The organism is Shewanella eurypsychrophilus (assembly GCF_007004545.3).
GTDB classification, from domain to species: Bacteria; Pseudomonadota; Gammaproteobacteria; order Enterobacterales; family Shewanellaceae; genus Shewanella; species Shewanella eurypsychrophilus.
The window spans coordinates 1026555-1042855 of the sequence record NZ_CP045503.2; the positions used below are offsets into that span (position 1 = coordinate 1026555).

12 protein-coding genes are annotated in these 16301 nt (G+C 44.6%); 9 read left to right on the forward strand and 3 right to left on the reverse strand.

Features of this window, described 5'->3' with window-relative positions; genetic code table 11:
• Window positions 1-142 precede the first annotated feature (142 nt).
• From norR to FM038_RS04230, 4 genes are all read left to right on the forward strand, one after another.
• Window positions 143-1750 (forward strand): nitric oxide reductase transcriptional regulator NorR, encoded by a 1608-nt coding sequence (gene norR, locus FM038_RS04215; RefSeq protein WP_223292998.1) that lies wholly within the window; start codon window positions 143-145, stop codon window positions 1748-1750.
• Between the two features lie 38 nt (window positions 1751-1788).
• Window positions 1789-1929, forward strand: a complete 141-nt coding sequence (locus tag FM038_RS04220; protein WP_336512794.1) for a cupin domain-containing protein — start codon at window positions 1789-1791, stop codon at window positions 1927-1929.
• A gap of 134 nt (window positions 1930-2063) precedes the next feature.
• Entirely contained in the window at window positions 2064-3986 is a 1923-nt protein-coding gene (locus FM038_RS04225; RefSeq protein WP_142872101.1) for a peptidase U32 family protein, read from the forward strand.
• A gap of 205 nt (window positions 3987-4191) precedes the next feature.
• Complete coding sequence (locus FM038_RS04230) at window positions 4192-4566, forward strand: PH domain-containing protein (protein ID WP_142872102.1); 375 nt, start codon at window positions 4192-4194, stop codon at window positions 4564-4566.
• Between the two features lie 1132 nt (window positions 4567-5698).
• Here FM038_RS04230 and FM038_RS04235 read toward each other — a convergent pair.
• The 3 genes from FM038_RS04235 to FM038_RS04245 form a co-directional block, all read right to left on the reverse strand.
• Entirely contained in the window at window positions 5699-6877 is a 1179-nt protein-coding gene (locus FM038_RS04235; protein WP_142872103.1) for an AAA family ATPase, read from the reverse strand.
• A gap of 128 nt (window positions 6878-7005) precedes the next feature.
• Window positions 7006-7812, reverse strand: coding sequence for a metallophosphoesterase family protein (locus FM038_RS04240; RefSeq protein WP_142872104.1), 807 nt, complete (start codon window positions 7810-7812; stop codon window positions 7006-7008).
• 8 nt (window positions 7813-7820) lie between these two features.
• Window positions 7821-8987, reverse strand: coding sequence for a membrane dipeptidase (locus FM038_RS04245; RefSeq protein ID WP_142872105.1), 1167 nt, complete (start codon window positions 8985-8987; stop codon window positions 7821-7823).
• 218 nt (window positions 8988-9205) lie between these two features.
• Here FM038_RS04245 and FM038_RS04250 point away from each other — a divergent pair, with 218 nt between their 5' ends.
• The 5 genes from FM038_RS04250 (at window position 9206) to FM038_RS04270 (ending at window position 16153) form a co-directional block, all read left to right on the forward strand.
• Window positions 9206-10132 carry a TAXI family TRAP transporter solute-binding subunit gene (locus tag FM038_RS04250; protein ID WP_142872106.1) on the forward strand — a complete coding sequence of 309 codons (927 nt, stop codon included), beginning with the start codon at window positions 9206-9208 and terminating at the stop codon, window positions 10130-10132.
• A gap of 161 nt (window positions 10133-10293) precedes the next feature.
• Window positions 10294-12258, forward strand: a complete 1965-nt coding sequence (locus tag FM038_RS04255; protein ID WP_142872107.1) for a TRAP transporter permease — start codon at window positions 10294-10296, stop codon at window positions 12256-12258.
• 270 nt (window positions 12259-12528) lie between these two features.
• Window positions 12529-12819, forward strand: coding sequence for a putative quinol monooxygenase (locus FM038_RS04260; RefSeq protein ID WP_142872108.1), 291 nt, complete (start codon window positions 12529-12531; stop codon window positions 12817-12819).
• A 383-nt stretch (window positions 12820-13202) separates the two neighbouring features.
• Window positions 13203-14813 (forward strand): BCCT family transporter, encoded by a 1611-nt coding sequence (locus FM038_RS04265; protein WP_195873206.1) that lies wholly within the window; start codon window positions 13203-13205, stop codon window positions 14811-14813.
• A gap of 488 nt (window positions 14814-15301) precedes the next feature.
• Window positions 15302-16153 (forward strand): DUF2971 domain-containing protein, encoded by an 852-nt coding sequence (locus tag FM038_RS04270; protein ID WP_185965753.1) that lies wholly within the window; start codon window positions 15302-15304, stop codon window positions 16151-16153.
• The last annotated feature ends 148 nt before the right edge of the window (window positions 16154-16301 follow it).

A 16301-nucleotide genomic window follows, 5' to 3' on the forward strand; every position in this document is an offset into this window, starting at 1 on the left:
CATTCGAATTTTGTGAGTCATATTGACTCCCTCTGTTTTGAGTCAAATTGACTCTTGTGGTGTGTTTTGTCTATCTGCATGCTATGGTCTGGTTATATTCCACAGCCTAGCTCGTTCGAGCAGGTAAAATGCGGCAACGTTTATGACCATGATAGATATCTCTTCGACGGCCTTGATAGAACTGGCCCTTGATCTGACTAACAGTTTGACCACCAAAGATCGCTTCGATCGCTTGCTCAGTACCGTGCGCAGGGCGGTAAGTTGTGACGCAGTGGTCTTGTTACATGTGCAAGGTGAACGGCTGAAGCCTTTGGCTCAACAGGGGCTGAGCAAAGACAGCTTAGGTAGACGCTTCGACATTCAGCAGCACCCTAGGTTTGAAGTGATCTGTGGTTCATCAACCCCGGTGCGTTTTGCCTCAGACTGTGAACTCCCCGATCCCTATGACGGTATGCTGCTGTCTCATGAAGGTGACCTTCCCGTACACGCCTGTATGGGGCTGCCTTTAATGGCTGATGAGCAACTGATAGGCGTGCTGACCTTAGATAGTATGACCCCAAATGTGTTTGATGAGTTGCCAGAAAAAAGCTTAGATATTATTTCAGCCATGGCGGCGGCGACTTTAAAAACAGCCATCTTGTTGCAGGAGTTGGAGAGTCATTCGCAACACAGCCTAGAAGTTGTGGCAGAGTTAACCCATGAAGCGCTAGTCAAAGACGGCGGTGAGTTGATTGGCGATAGTGAAGCCATGATAAAACTCAAAAGAGAGATAGATATGGTGGCGGTCTCTGGTTTCTCTATCTTGATTGAAGGGGAGACTGGCGTCGGCAAGGAGCTGGTGGCCAGAACCTTGCACAGGCAGTCCGCACGTGGAGAAGCCCCTCTGGTCTATGTTAACTGTGCAGCGCTGCCGGAAAATCTAATAGAGAGTGAGCTTTTTGGCCATGTAAAAGGTGCGTTCACCGGCGCCGATAGAAATCGCACCGGTAAGTTTAGCTTAGCCGATGGCGGCACCATATTTCTCGATGAGATAGGCGAGTTGCCGCTAGGCGTGCAGAGTAAGCTGTTAAGGGCGCTACAAAGTCAGGAAATTCAACCTGTGGGTAAAGATGCCACCGAGCAAGTTAACGTACGGATCTTGGCGGCGACTAACAGAGAACTGAAAGAGGAGGTCAAGGAAGGCAGATTCAGGGCTGATCTTTATCATCGACTGAGTGTCTATCCAATCTCGGTACCGCCTCTTCGAAACAGGGAGGGAGACATAACTTTACTGACAGGCTACTTTATCGAACAGGTCAGGCGTAAGTTAGGCATACAGCAACTGACAATCGATTCCTCTGCAATACATGTGTTGAGTCAGTATGACTGGCCAGGCAATGTGCGTGAGTTGGAGCACGTGATAGGCCGAGGAGCATTAAGAGCCAAAGGTCGAGGAAATAAAGCGATTGTCAGAATAGATACTAGCCATATCGAGCAGTTAGTCGATTCGGTAGAACGTTTGCTAGATAATAAAAAGCCTACTATGACGAAGGTGGGAAGAGTTGAAGCGGAGATTAGTGCAGGTGAGAGTATTGCGTTAAAGCAGGAGACTGAATCGTTTCAGCGTGATCTTATTACTCAGGTATTGAGTCAAGAATCCGGCAACTGGTCGGCAGCTGCTAAGCGTTTACAAACAGACAGAGCGAACTTAAACCGATTAGCTAAGCGTTTAGGAATACAAGTGACTAAATCAATTAGTGTTAAGTTGTGATTTATCGGTAATGACAACGGACAGATAGGAGCATACTCATGGAAAAGGGACAGTTTGAGCATGGAGAGGTCATTCATCTTAAAGTAGGCGATTATGTCGATATTGCTGCTCACTGTAAGCACAGAGTTGCCTGGACTAGCGAAGAGACAGAAACGCTTTGGTTGGCAGTGCATTACTGAACACTGGTTTATTCATAGGGTTGTGGCGAATTGTTTCACTGTATTTGCTGCTAATATTAGCGGGGCACAATCTTGTGCTTTTTGCTATAATCGCCCACCAAAATTTACACATTAACTTTTTTGAGTGACTTTTTATGAGCAAAGCTACCCTCTTTACCCCAGGCGATGTGTCACATATATCGAACCGATTAGAACTGCTTGCCCCGGCCAAGAATGCCGAGTTTGGTATGGAAGCGATTCTCCACGGCGCCGATGCAGTATACATTGGCGGACCGGAATTTGGTGCGCGTGCCACTGCGGGTAATAGCGTCGAAGATATTGCTCGTTTGTGTGCTTTTGCTCATAAGTATCATGCTCAAGTATTTGTCGCGATTAATACTATCTTGATGGATGACGAACTTGCTGGCGCCGAAAAGTTAATCTGGCAGGTATATGAAGCGGGCGCAGATGCACTTATCGTGCAAGATATGGGTGTGCTTCAGCTCGACCTGCCACCTATTGCGCTGCATGCCAGTACTCAGATGGATAATCGTACTGCCGAAAAAGCGGTGTTTTTAGAACAGGTCGGTTTTTCTCAAGTGGTTCTCGCCCGAGAGCTTGGCTTAAGCCAAATCCGTGAAGTGGCGACGCACACTAAGATGCAATTAGAGTTCTTTATCCATGGCGCTCTGTGTGTAGCCTATTCGGGTCTGTGTAATTTAAGTCATGCCTTTAGTAATCGCAGTGCTAACCGAGGAGAGTGCTCGCAGATGTGTCGCTTGCCTGGTGAACTAAAAACTCGTCAAGGTGAGGTGCTAGCTGAGAATGAACACCTGTTATCGCTTAAAGACAATAACCAGACCGATAACCTCGAAGCCTTGATTGATGCGGGTGTGCGTTCATTTAAAATTGAAGGCCGTCTTAAAGACGTTAACTATGTCAAAAACATCACCGCTCATTATCGTCAAGAACTCGATAAGATCATTGCTCGTCGCCCAGAGCTAAAAGCGTCATCTCATGGGCGCTCGGTACATAGCTTTACACCCAATGTAGAGAAGACCTTTAACCGTGGTCGCACCGATTATTTTGTTAATGAACGTAGCCAGGGAGTCAGTGATTTTCGCTCGCCTAAATTTATCGGTGAAGAGGTGGCGACAGTTAAGCGCTTAGGCAAAGATTTTATTGAGCTTGAATCGACATATACCTTCAACAACGGCGATGGATTATGTTATTTCCCTGCAAATTACGCTAAAGCTAAACAGTCAGATGATAAGCTTCAAGGCCTACGAGTAAACCGTGCCGAAGGACTTAAGCTGCATGTGTTGACTGTCCCTGGTGATCTCGAAGTCGGTATGACTATTTATCGAAATCGCGATCAAGCATTCGAAGCTGTGTTAGCGAAAGAGTCATCTAAGCGTTCCATCGATGTCGATATCGTTATCACAGATACCGATAATGGCATCAAGATGATCATGACAGATGTGTATGGTCATCAAGGTGAGGTCTCTTTGACGATGGATAAGCTGCCAGCGAATGACCAAGAGGCTGCGAGCGCCAAGCTACGCAAACAACTTGGCAAACTTGGCAGCACCGATTTTGTTGCTCGTAACGTCAGCATAGATACAGAACAAGTCTGGTTTGCCCCGGCTTCAGTAATTAATGGCTTACGTCGTGACACCGTTGCGGCGCTCGAGCTTGCTCGTGTCGATGAATATGTCAGGCCTAAACCTTGGAAGCATCATTTAGATGCCATGTATCCCACCAAACATCTAAGTTACCTGTCGAATGTCGCTAACCAGAAGTCGAAAGACTTTTATCTGCAACATGGTGTGATAGAGATTGAAGATACCTATGAAAAGAACGGTATTACAGAAGAAGTGCCCTTGATGGTGACGAAACACTGTTTGCGATTTAACTTTAATCTTTGCCCCAAAGAGGTGCCAGGCATTAAAGCTGAACCTATGGTGCTAGAGATAGGCAAAGATGTGCTAAAGCTGGTTTTTGACTGCCCTAAGTGCGAAATGATGGTAGTGGGCGCTAACCGTCAAGTGCCGAATGAAGGCCGAGGTCAAGCCTAACATTTCATCAATGAGCTGATTTTAGCTAGGTGAGTTAGTTTTTACTGACTCACCTAGCGAGTCGTTACATTCTCGCTATTTGACTCCCCCTCTATACCGATAGATATTACAGCCTACCTGCTACTACTCATGGTTTCCTAAATAGATTGTGCTATCTTGCGATTAGTATTTTACTGAGTTTATCAACATTTTTAAGGATGAAATTATGGGATTATTAGATTCATTGATGGGCAATGCATCGGAAGTGAACCTTGAAGAGCTCACCGAAGAGTTAAACCCAATCATGGGTGATAATGAAGAACTGCACCTTGCTTACAAGCTGATCCGCGATATGTTTGTATTCACTAACAAGCGGTTAATCCTTATCGACAAGCAAGGCATGACCGGAAAGAAAGTCAGCTACCACTCGATTCCTTACAAGGCGATCACTCATTTCGAGGTTGAAACTGCCGGACGCTTCGATATGGATTCAGAGCTTAGATTGTGGATCTCGGGTCAAGATAAGCCCTTAGTCAAAGAGCTCAAGAAGGGCACCGATGTGGTCGGCATTCAGAAGACCATTGCTAACTTCTCACTTTGACTTTACCCATTGGCGTCGGCCAATAGAGTTTGTCAGCCTTCGAATGAAGGTCTATTGCATTTTCGTTGATACGACCGTCTTTCCGGCAGAGCTTTTGAGCCGGAATCCAGCATTTGTTGGACTGTGTGTTTGAAAGTCGTACTTTCATGGCAACCTAACGCTTCCCAGCGGGGGCTATGCAGATGCTTCTGCGAAACGCCGCAAGCACATCCGTGTGGGCTCTGCGATTTCATCCTTGAAATCGAAGCTCGCAGCCGCATCCACACTGGGTGTTCTACAGAAGGGGCATCTTCAACTCGAGCATAATATCACCACGGAGCACTTCGCTTCCACGAAGAACACGGAGGTAAAGATTGAGCTAAAAGTTGAGAGTTGCAAAGACTTTAGCTGTTGCCTTTCTCCGTGTCCTCTGTGTTCTCCGTGGTGAATAGCTTTAGGATTGATGCTTTACCAAGAAACAAGCACTCTTACCACGGAGCACTACGCTTGCACGGAGAACACGGAGGTAAAGCTAAAACCTACACCAGAAAGCCTTAGAGCTAGCTTATTTATGTCCATAAACGTGTTTAGTTATCACAAGCCAGTAAAACTAAAATCGAAGAGATAAATAATCAGGTGTAAACGCGGCTGTGGCCGTCCATGACATGGATGTCATGGCCGAGGCTATAGGGATATATTCACGCCGTGTCGCAGAAGTGTTTGCACTTAAGCTTGCTGCAGGCAATAGGTAACAATGAAGTCATGCTTACCAGATAATAACCAAATACCGAATTAGCCCAATGAACCCACAATAGACATTTCAGGAACTTGTTATCCAACAAGTAAACACGTCGCACGTCCAAAAGTGAGTTACTAACAGTAAACCCCAATCGAAGAGATGACTTTCTCGAAACCATAGCAGGTGTAAACGCGGCTGTGACCTTCGACATCAGGGATGATGTCGCAGAGCGCCCACGGATGGACTCTTATGAAATCAAGAGCCAGCGTGTCACAGAAGTGCTGACACATTCCTCGCCGGACAGGCGATAGATAAAAATGAATCTTTGGTACTTAACAAACTGACCATGTATCAAACCAGTCCAATGAACCGAAGGTTCAAAGATATTTGAAACTTGTTATCCAACAAGTAAACTCATTTCTGTTGCCAGTTCCAACTCGGTGTACTCAAGATATCTTGGCCTATGACTTCTGTTTGACCTAGCTGTTTGTCCAGTTCGATGAGATTGCAATGCTCGAACTCATTGAGCGCATTGATCAGCCTATTAGCATGAGAAACCACCCAAAGCTGACAGACTGAGGATGCCTTAGCGATTAAGCGAGATAGGGCGGGGAGCAGATCTGGATGCAAGCTGGTTTCTGGCTCGTTAAGTACCATCAATTCTGGTGGTCTTGGGGTGAGCAAAGCTGCGACTAGTAACAAATATCTTAGAGTACCATCGGACAGCTCTGCCGCCTTAAGAGGTCTAAGTAAACCTTGCTGATAAAAGTTTAGGCTGAGCATGCCATTGGATTCATATTCTATATGGACATGGGCGCCGGGAAAGGCGTCACTGACGGCATGATCGAAACCGGCTTTATCACCAATCTCGAAAATCGTCTGAATTGCCGAGGCCAGATCGCGACCATCATGGTGCAGCACTGGGGTTCGTGTGCCCAGTTGTGGTTTTCTGGCTGGAGCATCAATGTCGCTTCTAAAATGATCGTAGAAACGCCAGGCTCGAATGCTGTCTCTTAATGTCAGTACTTCAGGGGAACGCTCTGGGTCGGCAAGCTCACTGAAGATGCTATCGCCATGCTGCATATGAAGATTCAGGGTCGTAAAACCCGCACGTTTATCTATTTCTGTGCGACTTTTGACGAGTGCGCCACGGCGCTCAACCAGCACTGAAGCCGGGCGGTATTTATTGCCCACCCAGATGGCTTCTCTTTTTATCTCAGGATCTAAACCAAACAAGGTGGTGGAGTCAGGCTTTGGCAAGCCCAATTCAATCAAGTAGCTAAATTCATCACTGGCAAAACCTAGCTTTAAGCGTTTAACCTGCTGACGGACTGTGGGTTCGATGGCCGTTTCGCCACTGAGCATCCCCTTAGTGATATTTTCTGGTCCGGCCCAGAAACAGGAGTCTAATCCTCCTTCCAATGCTAATGCATTGACCACACCTCCCTGGGCTGTTTGTGCCAACAATCGCAGCGCCTTGTAGAGGTTAGACTTACCGCTACCGTTAGCACCAGTGACTAAGTTGAGTTGCTCAAGGGGAACACGGATCTCACGTAGTGAACGGTAATTTTGTATGGCTAAGGTGGTCAGCATCTTGATGTTATTTTCTCGGGGAGATTGCTTAATAGAATATTGACATTAAATCTTCTGTTCCGCCAGATTAGCCCTTTGTTAGATCCATTATTTATGCTGTGATTTTCAAGCTACTCATACAAATCTGCTTATCTCAGGGTTAAATAATCTAGGCTAATTACTGATCCGTTTAGTCGATACCTTGGAGTGGATATTAGCTCTTTACCTTCGCTTGTATCAGGTGTTAAGTCATAAGCCATGATGCCGATATTGTTATTCTTCTTATAATCGGGCTTGGCATGTTCGAAACCGTAGGAGGTTGCAGGACTGACGAAAAGTGGGATGGTTTTATCATTGGGTTTACGCTTTTTAACTGAAACTGACGCCTTAAAAAATGCATGCGCATGGCCACTCACCACGGCGAGTGTTTGTGGGTGTATAGCCTCTATAACGGCTAAATGATTTTCAATGCCTATCTCGGTAAACCATTTTGCTCCCAGATTCAGCACCGGGTGGTGGATCACCACTATGGACTGATGTTTTCTGGTGAACTGTCTTAAATGGCTGAGTGATTTGTTAGACACGCGACCAGCACCCAGTGCCATATGTTGCCGCGGTTTTTGACTCGAGTCTACAAAACAGAGGCTCACATCATCGTTTAGATGCAGGTGATCTTTTACTTGGATTCGACTGCCACTGAAGGTAGATTTCATCATAGCTAAATCATCATGATTACCAGCAATGGCATAGATATCTGCGATTGAAGTGTGTGTCTCAATGATCTGCTTGAACGCTCTATATAGCTCAACGCAAGGGCCACATACTAGGTCGCCTGTCAGCAAGAGTAGATCACCACCTCCCTTTGCTTCAATAAGCGTTAAAGCCCGAATCAAGTTGGCCGCAGGAGCTGCATCATCCATCTGTAAGTGGCAATCACTCAGCTGATATATTTTCATTATTTCCTTTAGCCCAAGACATCTTTCAATACTCTTTGCCAGTTACCGCCCATAATCTTGTCTCTATCACTGCCGCTAAATCCAGCTTTTGCTAAGGCCAAATCGATACGTTCCATACGGTGAATATGGTTGAGCTCAGGGATCACCACATGGACGGGTTCTATGTCGTAGCCAAGGACATTTTTAGCTCGTAAGCTGTGCCACCAATCGAGATATTGCTTTACGCCTTCGGCATTATTGTTATTGAGTTTTAGTAGGTTTTTCTGGCCACGCAGGGGATAGTCATTGGCGATGGCAATACTATCAATTCCGCCTACATTAGCCACATGTTTGAGGTGAGCAATATAGTGCTCTGTGGTTGGTATAGCGTCGTTAGTGAGCCAGAAACTCATCATAAACACGCCAAACAGGCCACCAGTGTCAGCAATAGCCTTAATGACATTATCCGGTGAGCAGCGTGCATGGTTTACGATGGCGCGCACGGCACCATGACTCTGAACTATGGGGGCATTTGATGCTTTGGCAGTATCGAGAGCCGATTGCGGGCTGGAGTGGCTTACATCGATGAGAATACCTTTGTCATTGAGCTTGGCTATTAGCTGTTTGCCGGCTTTAGTGAGTGGTTTATTGAGCCCTTGACTCTGTTCATGAATAAGCGCGTTATCTAAGGCACCGCCGCTAAACTTGTTGCCATAGTGATGGGTGAGTTGCAGCGAGCGAAGCCCTTTCTCATAAAACTCATCGACTTGGTGTAGGTCTGTTGAGATGCTCTCCTCGACACAATCCGCACCTTGGATTTGGAAAAATACCGCCGTTTTACCTGTGTCATGGGCATGTTGAATATCGGCACCGCTATGTCCTAAAATAAGCTTGTCAGGATTATCATTCACTCGTGTGAGCGCTTCGCTAATGCTCTTGATACACGCCTTATAAGTGCGCTTATAGTTGGTGGTGCCGTCGGGCTGTTTTATCGCTTCAATATCTGAGATATCACACAGGTAGGCATTGATTTTTGAAGCGTTAAGGTCGCTTAAATCATCGGGAAGAAAGCATAAACCATCGACATAAAGGCGCTTAGTCTCAGCTGCCAAGGCTGAAAAACTGCCTAGTTGACTCAGTACACTGCCCGCCGCTATGGCTTTAAGTAATTGGCGTCGATCAATCGCTAGTTTCATATTCATCCTGAGGCACGCTGTGAATACGTGCATTTATTATTCTTATAACTGGTCATACTAACCCATAGCCTTAGACTATTCGAGATCTTGACTTTAACTCGGCCTTAAGTGACTATCGTTGCCGAATTGAAGTAAAACTACTAATAATTAAAAGGTTTTTGGCTAAGGCTAATAACCGACTAAGCAACAAATGTATCAAATGAATCAAGGGGAAGGCTATGTTTTATCGTGCACTTACACTCGCTTTACTGCTCATTTTACCTGCGGCAGTTAATGCAGAGAATTATTCTATCGGAACAGGCGGTCAAAGTGGGATCTATTATCCTTTCGGTGGAGCATTAGCGAAAGTCTGGTCTGATAAGGTGCCAGATGTAAACGTGAAGGCAGAAGTGACAGCGGCTTCCGTCGAGAACACCATTAAGGTGGTTCGCGGTGACATGATTGCCGGTATTGCCATGGGCAATGTCGTTTTAGATGCCTATAAAGGCGAAGGCAAGTTCCGCAGCGAAATGCCGGTTAAGACCTTATTTGCACTATATCCAAATCTGGTACATGCCATTTCACTCGAAAAATCGGGCATTACTTCGCTTAGCCAGCTTAAAGGCAAGCGTATCTCTTTAGGTGCGCCCGCCAGTGGTACAGCGGTAACGGCGGCTGCGCTACTTGCGTCAATCGGTATCGATGTGAAGAAAGATATCAATGCTGTGTATCTTAACTATGCGGAAACCACCAATGCATTGGCTAATGGCCAGATCGATGCTGGTTTTATCGTAGGTGGTCAAGGTGTGGGGGCGGTAACTCAGGTGGCATTGACTCATAAGGTTAATCTTATTCCAGTATCTGAAGCTGAAAGCAGTGTGTTTATCAAGCAACACCCTGCTTACAGCAACTACACGATTCCGGCTGACGTTTACAACAATGTTGCTGCGGTTTCTACCTTGAGTGTGTGGAACGTGTTGGTCGTTAGTGCCAAAATGAGTGACGAAATGGCCTATAACCTGACAAAAGCAGCCTTCGAAAATATGGGTGAAGTGCGTAAGGTGGTTAAGGTTGCAGAAGCAACGACGCCTGAAAATGCTAATCGCTTAGCGGGTGTGCCACTGCATGCGGGTGCGCAAAAGTATCTGGACTCGTTAGCTAAGTAATACAGATTTAACCATCTAGTATAAACAGCAAAAATAGATACAAAGGCAGCTTATAGGCTGCCTTTGTATTTAATTCCTTTTACTTTCTGTTAATGCTACTGGCTTTTACTCAATTTGTGGTGAGAGAAGCCGATGCGGCATTGACCTATTAAGGAGATGATATGACCCAAACTAATAATACAAACTTAGGTCATGATGAACCTGTACTCGAAGATGCTGGAGCTATTCATAGCTCTATAGCCCAAGATGCACCTTTACCCTATGAGTCAATATTTAAGGTATTTGGCTACATTATTCTCGTTATTGCCGTAGCCCTGTCAGCTTTTCAAATCTGGCAAGGTATCACCTCTACAATTTCGGCCACTTACTTTAGACCTGTGCACCTGTGTTGGGTGCTGGTGTTGATTTTTTTGCATTACCCGCTAATTAAGAATCGCTATAGTAAACTCTACCTTCCCGGTAGAGTATTTGATCTAGCGCTCTGTGGACTGGCCTTGTTCGCCGCTTACCGCATGAGCATTTTTGATTACAATGATATCGATCACCTGCTTTATGGTTTAGGCATGCAAGATCTCGTTGCCGGTTGTGCGCTGGTTACACTCTTGTTAGAAGGCTGTCGCAGAACCGTTGGTTGGGTGATGGTGCTTATTGCTGCACTCTTTCTGGGCTATAGCGCCTTTGGCGATATGTTGCCAAGTGCTATTGCCACGAAATCATACTCGTTACAGGAGTTGATCCAGTTTCAAATTTATTCGGCTAATGGGATTTTTGGCTCAGCCTTAGGTATTGCGGCGACCACAGTATTTATTTTTGTGCTTTTTGGCGCATTTTTAGAGGTCACTGGTGCGGGGAAATTCTTTATCGATTTAGCTTTCTCTATCGCAGGGAAATATCGTGGAGGCCCAGCCAAAGCGGCGGTGCTCGCCTCAGCTGGACTCGGATCCATTTCAGGTTCGGCTATTGCCAATACAGTGACGACCGGGTCTGTCACTATCCCCATGATGAAGAAGCTAGGTTATAAACCTGAGCAGGCAGCAGGTATCGAAGCTGCTGCCTCGACTGGTGGGCAGATCATGCCACCTATTATGGGAGCGGGCGCCTTTGTGATGGCGCAGTTTACCGGTGTACCCTATAGCGAGATCATGCTGGCATCGATCGCTCCAGCCATTCTCTATTTCTTCTGTACCTTACTCTATGTGCACTTGATGGCGTGTAAGCTTAACCTGCAAGCAGTGAGTCGCACCGAGGCGGTAATTTCGGTAATGAAGCATGGTGCCCATCATCTTATTCCACTGGGCTTGATCACCGCACTGCTTATGATGGCCTATTCACCATTGTTGGTCGGTGTTGCCGGTTGTGCCGCGATCCTGGTGACGGCAGCTCTGCGTAAACATAGCCGTATTGGACTGACTAAGTTTATCTCTGGGATGAAGAATGGTGCCTTGATGGCGTTGCCTATTTCGGCAGCTTGTGGCGCTGCGGGGATCATCGTTGGCGTCGTCGGTCAGACGGGTATTGGCTTGCAGTTTACGCAATTTGTGATGGAGTTTTCTGGTGGCTACATGTTAGTGGCGCTGGGGCTTATCAGTATTGTCGCTCTGATACTGGGTATGGGGCTGCCTGTTACTGCTGCTTATATCGTGTTAGCTGTGATGGCTGTGCCCATGTTGGGTGACTTTGGTCTACCGCTGCTAACAGCGCATCTAATCATATTTTGGTTATCACAAACCTCTAATGTGACGCCACCTATTGCCCTCGCTGCTTTTGCTGCTGCAGGTGTTGCGAATGCCAACCCGATGAAATCTTCGGTTGAAGCATTCAAGCTAGCGGGTGGCCTGTTTATTATCCCTATCATGATGGCCTATACCGATCTGATTAATCCTGAAGCAAGTGTGTTGCAATTCTCTTTTGCTATCGCACAAACTGCCGGGATCATCGTGGCATTAGCGATATCAATTGAAGGCTACTTGTTGAGAACCTTGACTAAAGCCGAACGTATCATTGCTCTGCTGAGCGCTCCGATGATTCTGTTTAATCCATTCGGTGCAGGGTTTGTGGGAATCTTGGTTATTTTAGCTTTAATTGCAATGCAGTGGAAAACACGCGATGTGGTTGGATTAAAATAACGTTTCGCCTATCTGTTAGGCGTTGCTGCTGTTATAGCTACGATTAAAGTGTTCTCACTTTTTCAATGTCATTAGGCCTTCTATCATTGATAGAAGGCCTTTTAGTTGTAGCTCGTTAATTGGTCGATCATTAATAGCTAAAAAATGCTTTGTTAATGAGTGAGCTAATTAACAAATTAATTTTGAAAGTGTGTACTTGATTAGCCTCTTTTTCTCTGGCTATCTAACTCTATAATTACTGTTAGCAAGAATAATTAACTGGAATGAATCATGAGTGTATTAACCATCGTTGCCCGTATCGAAACCAACAAAGATCATGTTGAGTTAGTGAAATCAGAGCTACTTAAACTGATAGCGCCAACTCGGAAAGAGCAGGGCTGCTTGCAGTACGATCTGCATCAAGATAATCAACGACCTGAAGTGTTTGTATTTTATGAGCGATGGGAGAGTAAAGCCTTGTTAGAGACTCATTTAGCAAGTGCACACATTACTGCATATCTTAAGGCAACAGCTGGTGCGGTAGAGAGTTTTGTCATCAGCGAAATGACAAAGCTAGCTTAAGCTTCAAATGAAGCTCGAGTACATTTTCTGATTTAGCTTCTGGCAGAGTTGGATTGGAAAGTGTGTTTGAAGGTCGTATCTTCATCGTTATCTAGCGCTTCCCAGCGGTTGCTGTCGAAGCTGCATCTACACTCCTTGATCTATACGAAAATTTAACCTTATTAGCTCCGAGCCTTTTATCTCTCCTTTATCTCGATTCACATCAAAATCCGCTACCGCATTTTATGGTAGAATCGCAAACTTGGGATTGAGCATATAGCCATGATTCTCCCTATTTAGGGGGGTACCACGTTGCTTAGATGGTATGGCTAGCTAATCAAGTATTAAGCCGAAATGGAGTGGTCTTTATATTCGTGAAACCGGATATGCGAACATCATAATTTATGAGTTTTAAATCAAATAAATACAGCATTGAATCAACAGATTATCAAATCGGGCAAGATAATGTCAATAAGTTCGGCATGGATGTCCACAACACAGTTTTTACTGTCTCAGTCGGCCTATCTATTCTATTTATCGTTGCGTTACTAGCACTCTCGCCAGCAGACGCCAAAGCAGCCATTGACTCAGTTAAGGGAGCCGTTCTATCTAATTTTGATTTCCTCTTTATGTGGGGAGCAAATTTAATGCTTATTTTAGCCGTCGCTATTGTGTTTTCACCTCTAGGTAAAATTCGTTTAGGCGGTGATAGCGCAACTGCTGACTATTCCATGTTGTCATGGATTTCTATGCTATTTGCAGCTGGAATGGGGATAGGGTTAATCTTTTGGGGGGTGGCGGAGCCTACTGCTTTCTATACTAACTGGTTTGGTACTCCTTTAAGTGTTGAGCCTTTCACACCAGAAGGCCGTGAACTGGCATTAGGAGCAACAGCCTTTCACTGGGGAATACATGCGTGGGCAATTTATGGCATGACAGCACTTTGTCTGGCCTATTTTGTATACAATAAAGGGCTACCTTTATCAATGCGCTCTGTGTTCTACCCATTATTAGGCGATAAAGTCTGGGGGAAAACAGGTGATGCAATTGATATATTAACGGTTCTGGTGACCTTGTTTGGCTTAGCCACTTCGCTTGGCTTAGGAGGGACACAAGCAGCCAGTGGTATTAGCCATGTTTTTGGCCTTGAAAATGATATTTTTCTCCAGCAGTTCATTATCGTTCTAATTATGGGCTTAGCTATTTTTTCTGTACTGCGCGGTATGGACGGAGGCGTTAAGTTTTTAAGTAATCTAAACATGATTATAGCCTTTGTATTTCTTGGCTTCATTGCTGTTTTGAATTTCACAACAGTGCTTGATTCATTGGCAACTGCGATTTCTGGCTATGTGAAAAACATTATTCCCTTAAGCCAAACTTCAGGTCGTGACGATACAACCTGGCTACATGGTTGGACCGTATTCTATTGGGCTTGGTGGGTAGCATATGCGCCATTTTTCGGTATGTTTGTGGCCCGCATTTCTAAAGGACGTACAATTCGAGAGTTTCTTCTATGTGTATTGTTAATACCTACAGTGGTAACCACTGCCTGGATGTCGATCTTTGGCGGTATTGCTATCGAACAGGTGGTTGATAAAGTTGGTCAGCTGGGTATTGATCAAGGAATTACTGATGTATCTTTAAGTTTATTTTATATGTTAGATGCTTATCCGCTCGGAAATATCCTATCGGTTATCGCTATAGCACTGATTATTGTTTTCTTTGTTACTACTTTAGACTCAGGTTCAATCGTCATTGATGGCATGACAGCGGGTGGTAAGTTAGAAGTACCAGAGCGACAGAAAGTTGTTTGGGTCGTTATCTCTGGTGCTATCGCTATGGTGATGCTGTGGATTGGCGGCACTCAGTCAATTCAAGCCTTACAATCAATTACTATCATTGCCGCACTACCTTTTACTATTATTTTGCTATTAGGATGCGTTAGCTTGATTAAAGGTTTACTCACTGAAGTAGGGCAAACAAAGATAACCGATAAAGTAAATAAAGCTGGTTAGTATCGGCTGGAAATTTATCTGAATTGGCCATATGGACTATGCAGCGACATCTGATGAAAATGGATTTACATCAGATGTCATGCAGCAGAAGTTCGCAGCCACTCGCTAGACTGAGTTTACATCTATTTATCATCTAACTGAGTGGATGCTGGGCTGTTTGTTTGAAGGTCGTCCCTTCAATGTAACCTACCGCCTGTCCGGCGAGGATTGTGCAGATGCTACTGCGAAACGCCGCAAGCACCTCCATGTGGGCTCTACCAAAACATCCCTGTTTTGGAAGCTCGCAGCCGCATCTACACTTGATTATTTATCTCTTCGATTTGGGCTTGTTAGTTACCTGATTCTGAAATGACCCTTAATCAGCTAGAGAAAAAGCTTACAGCATTTATAGAGTTATAAATTTGACTAATATTTTTTAATGTTTGTACTATATGATTGGATGCCTATACCCATAATGGTCACTTTAAATGTTAAGACTTTACAAGTACATGTCTGAAGATGTAGCTCTCAAGTTTATTAAAAAACCATTGCTAAGGCTTACTCCTAATTGGGCGTTAAATGACCCATTCGAATGTAAGGTAGCTAGCACAACAAACCAGAAGCTAAATATCCTTGATGGTAATGTTGAACGAAGTATTCATACTGCAGATTTTATGGGGCTTCATGGCATTGTTTCTCTATCGGAAACACCTGATAACCTTCTCATGTGGAGTCATTATGCTGATGAGCATAAAGGAGCTGTAGTTGAGTTTCTTATCGAAGGGGCTGATCCATTGGACATGTTTAATATTGGTAAGTGTCCTACTTCCTCAGACGCAATACTTGGTAAAGTCAACTACCGTAAACGCCGAAATTATCCGTTTAGCGTTGATGTGCAGTCTTTAGACTCAATTAGAACACATTACTATTTAACTAAATCAGACGAGTGGATATATGAGAAAGAGCACAGGTTTATAATTCCAGGAACTGAGGCTAGCTATATGAGGTCTTCTAATCAAGGGTTGTATTCAGATCTTGAACTGAATAATGAAGGCTTAGATAATTTTACGTTAATACAAAGTGTTGATACAAAGCAAAACTTGTGGAAGTACTCTAAGGAAACTCAAGACATGTTTTTTATGGATGTTCATCCGAGGGCAATTGGACGTTTTATAATCGGCTGTAATGGAGACTTAGATCTTTATAAGAAAGCAATGAAAGAGGGGGAACTCAGCGGTTTAGGTAAAACGTTTGCTAGTTCTGTATTTAATAAATTTTGTGATGTAGAAGTTTCAAAAATACACCCAGAACGATTTGAGCTGACTTTTGAACCGTTAATGGATCAAGTTAACAATAGTTAGATACACAAACATCATCGTACTTAAGCTTATTCAAACACGACTAAAAGACTATTTACTCTAACAAGGTTTGTCCCGAAACGCGCTAGAGAAAACTAAGATACTCCAATCGAAGAGACTGATAATCCGATGTAGATGCAGCTGTGGGCTT

Bases quoted from the DNA above. Each gene is read 5' to 3' on its own strand.
- norR (WP_223292998.1), top strand. From the start codon at position 143: ATGACCATGATAGATATCTCTTCGACGGCCTTGATAGAACTGGCCCTT.
- FM038_RS04220 (WP_336512794.1), top strand. From the start codon at position 1,789: ATGGAAAAGGGACAGTTTGAGCATGGAGAGGTCATTCATCTTAAAGTA.
- FM038_RS04225 (WP_142872101.1), top strand. From the start codon at position 2,064: ATGAGCAAAGCTACCCTCTTTACCCCAGGCGATGTGTCACATATATCG.
- FM038_RS04230 (WP_142872102.1), top strand. From the start codon at position 4,192: ATGGGATTATTAGATTCATTGATGGGCAATGCATCGGAAGTGAACCTT.
- FM038_RS04235 (WP_142872103.1), bottom strand. From the start codon at position 6,877: ATGCTGACCACCTTAGCCATACAAAATTACCGTTCACTACGTGAGATC.
- FM038_RS04240 (WP_142872104.1), bottom strand. From the start codon at position 7,812: ATGAAAATATATCAGCTGAGTGATTGCCACTTACAGATGGATGATGCA.
- FM038_RS04245 (WP_142872105.1), bottom strand. From the start codon at position 8,987: ATGAAACTAGCGATTGATCGACGCCAATTACTTAAAGCCATAGCGGCG.
- FM038_RS04250 (WP_142872106.1), top strand. From the start codon at position 9,206: ATGTTTTATCGTGCACTTACACTCGCTTTACTGCTCATTTTACCTGCG.
- FM038_RS04255 (WP_142872107.1), top strand. From the start codon at position 10,294: ATGACCCAAACTAATAATACAAACTTAGGTCATGATGAACCTGTACTC.
- FM038_RS04260 (WP_142872108.1), top strand. From the start codon at position 12,529: ATGAGTGTATTAACCATCGTTGCCCGTATCGAAACCAACAAAGATCAT.
- FM038_RS04265 (WP_195873206.1), top strand. From the start codon at position 13,203: ATGAGTTTTAAATCAAATAAATACAGCATTGAATCAACAGATTATCAA.
- FM038_RS04270 (WP_185965753.1), top strand. From the start codon at position 15,302: ATGTCTGAAGATGTAGCTCTCAAGTTTATTAAAAAACCATTGCTAAGG.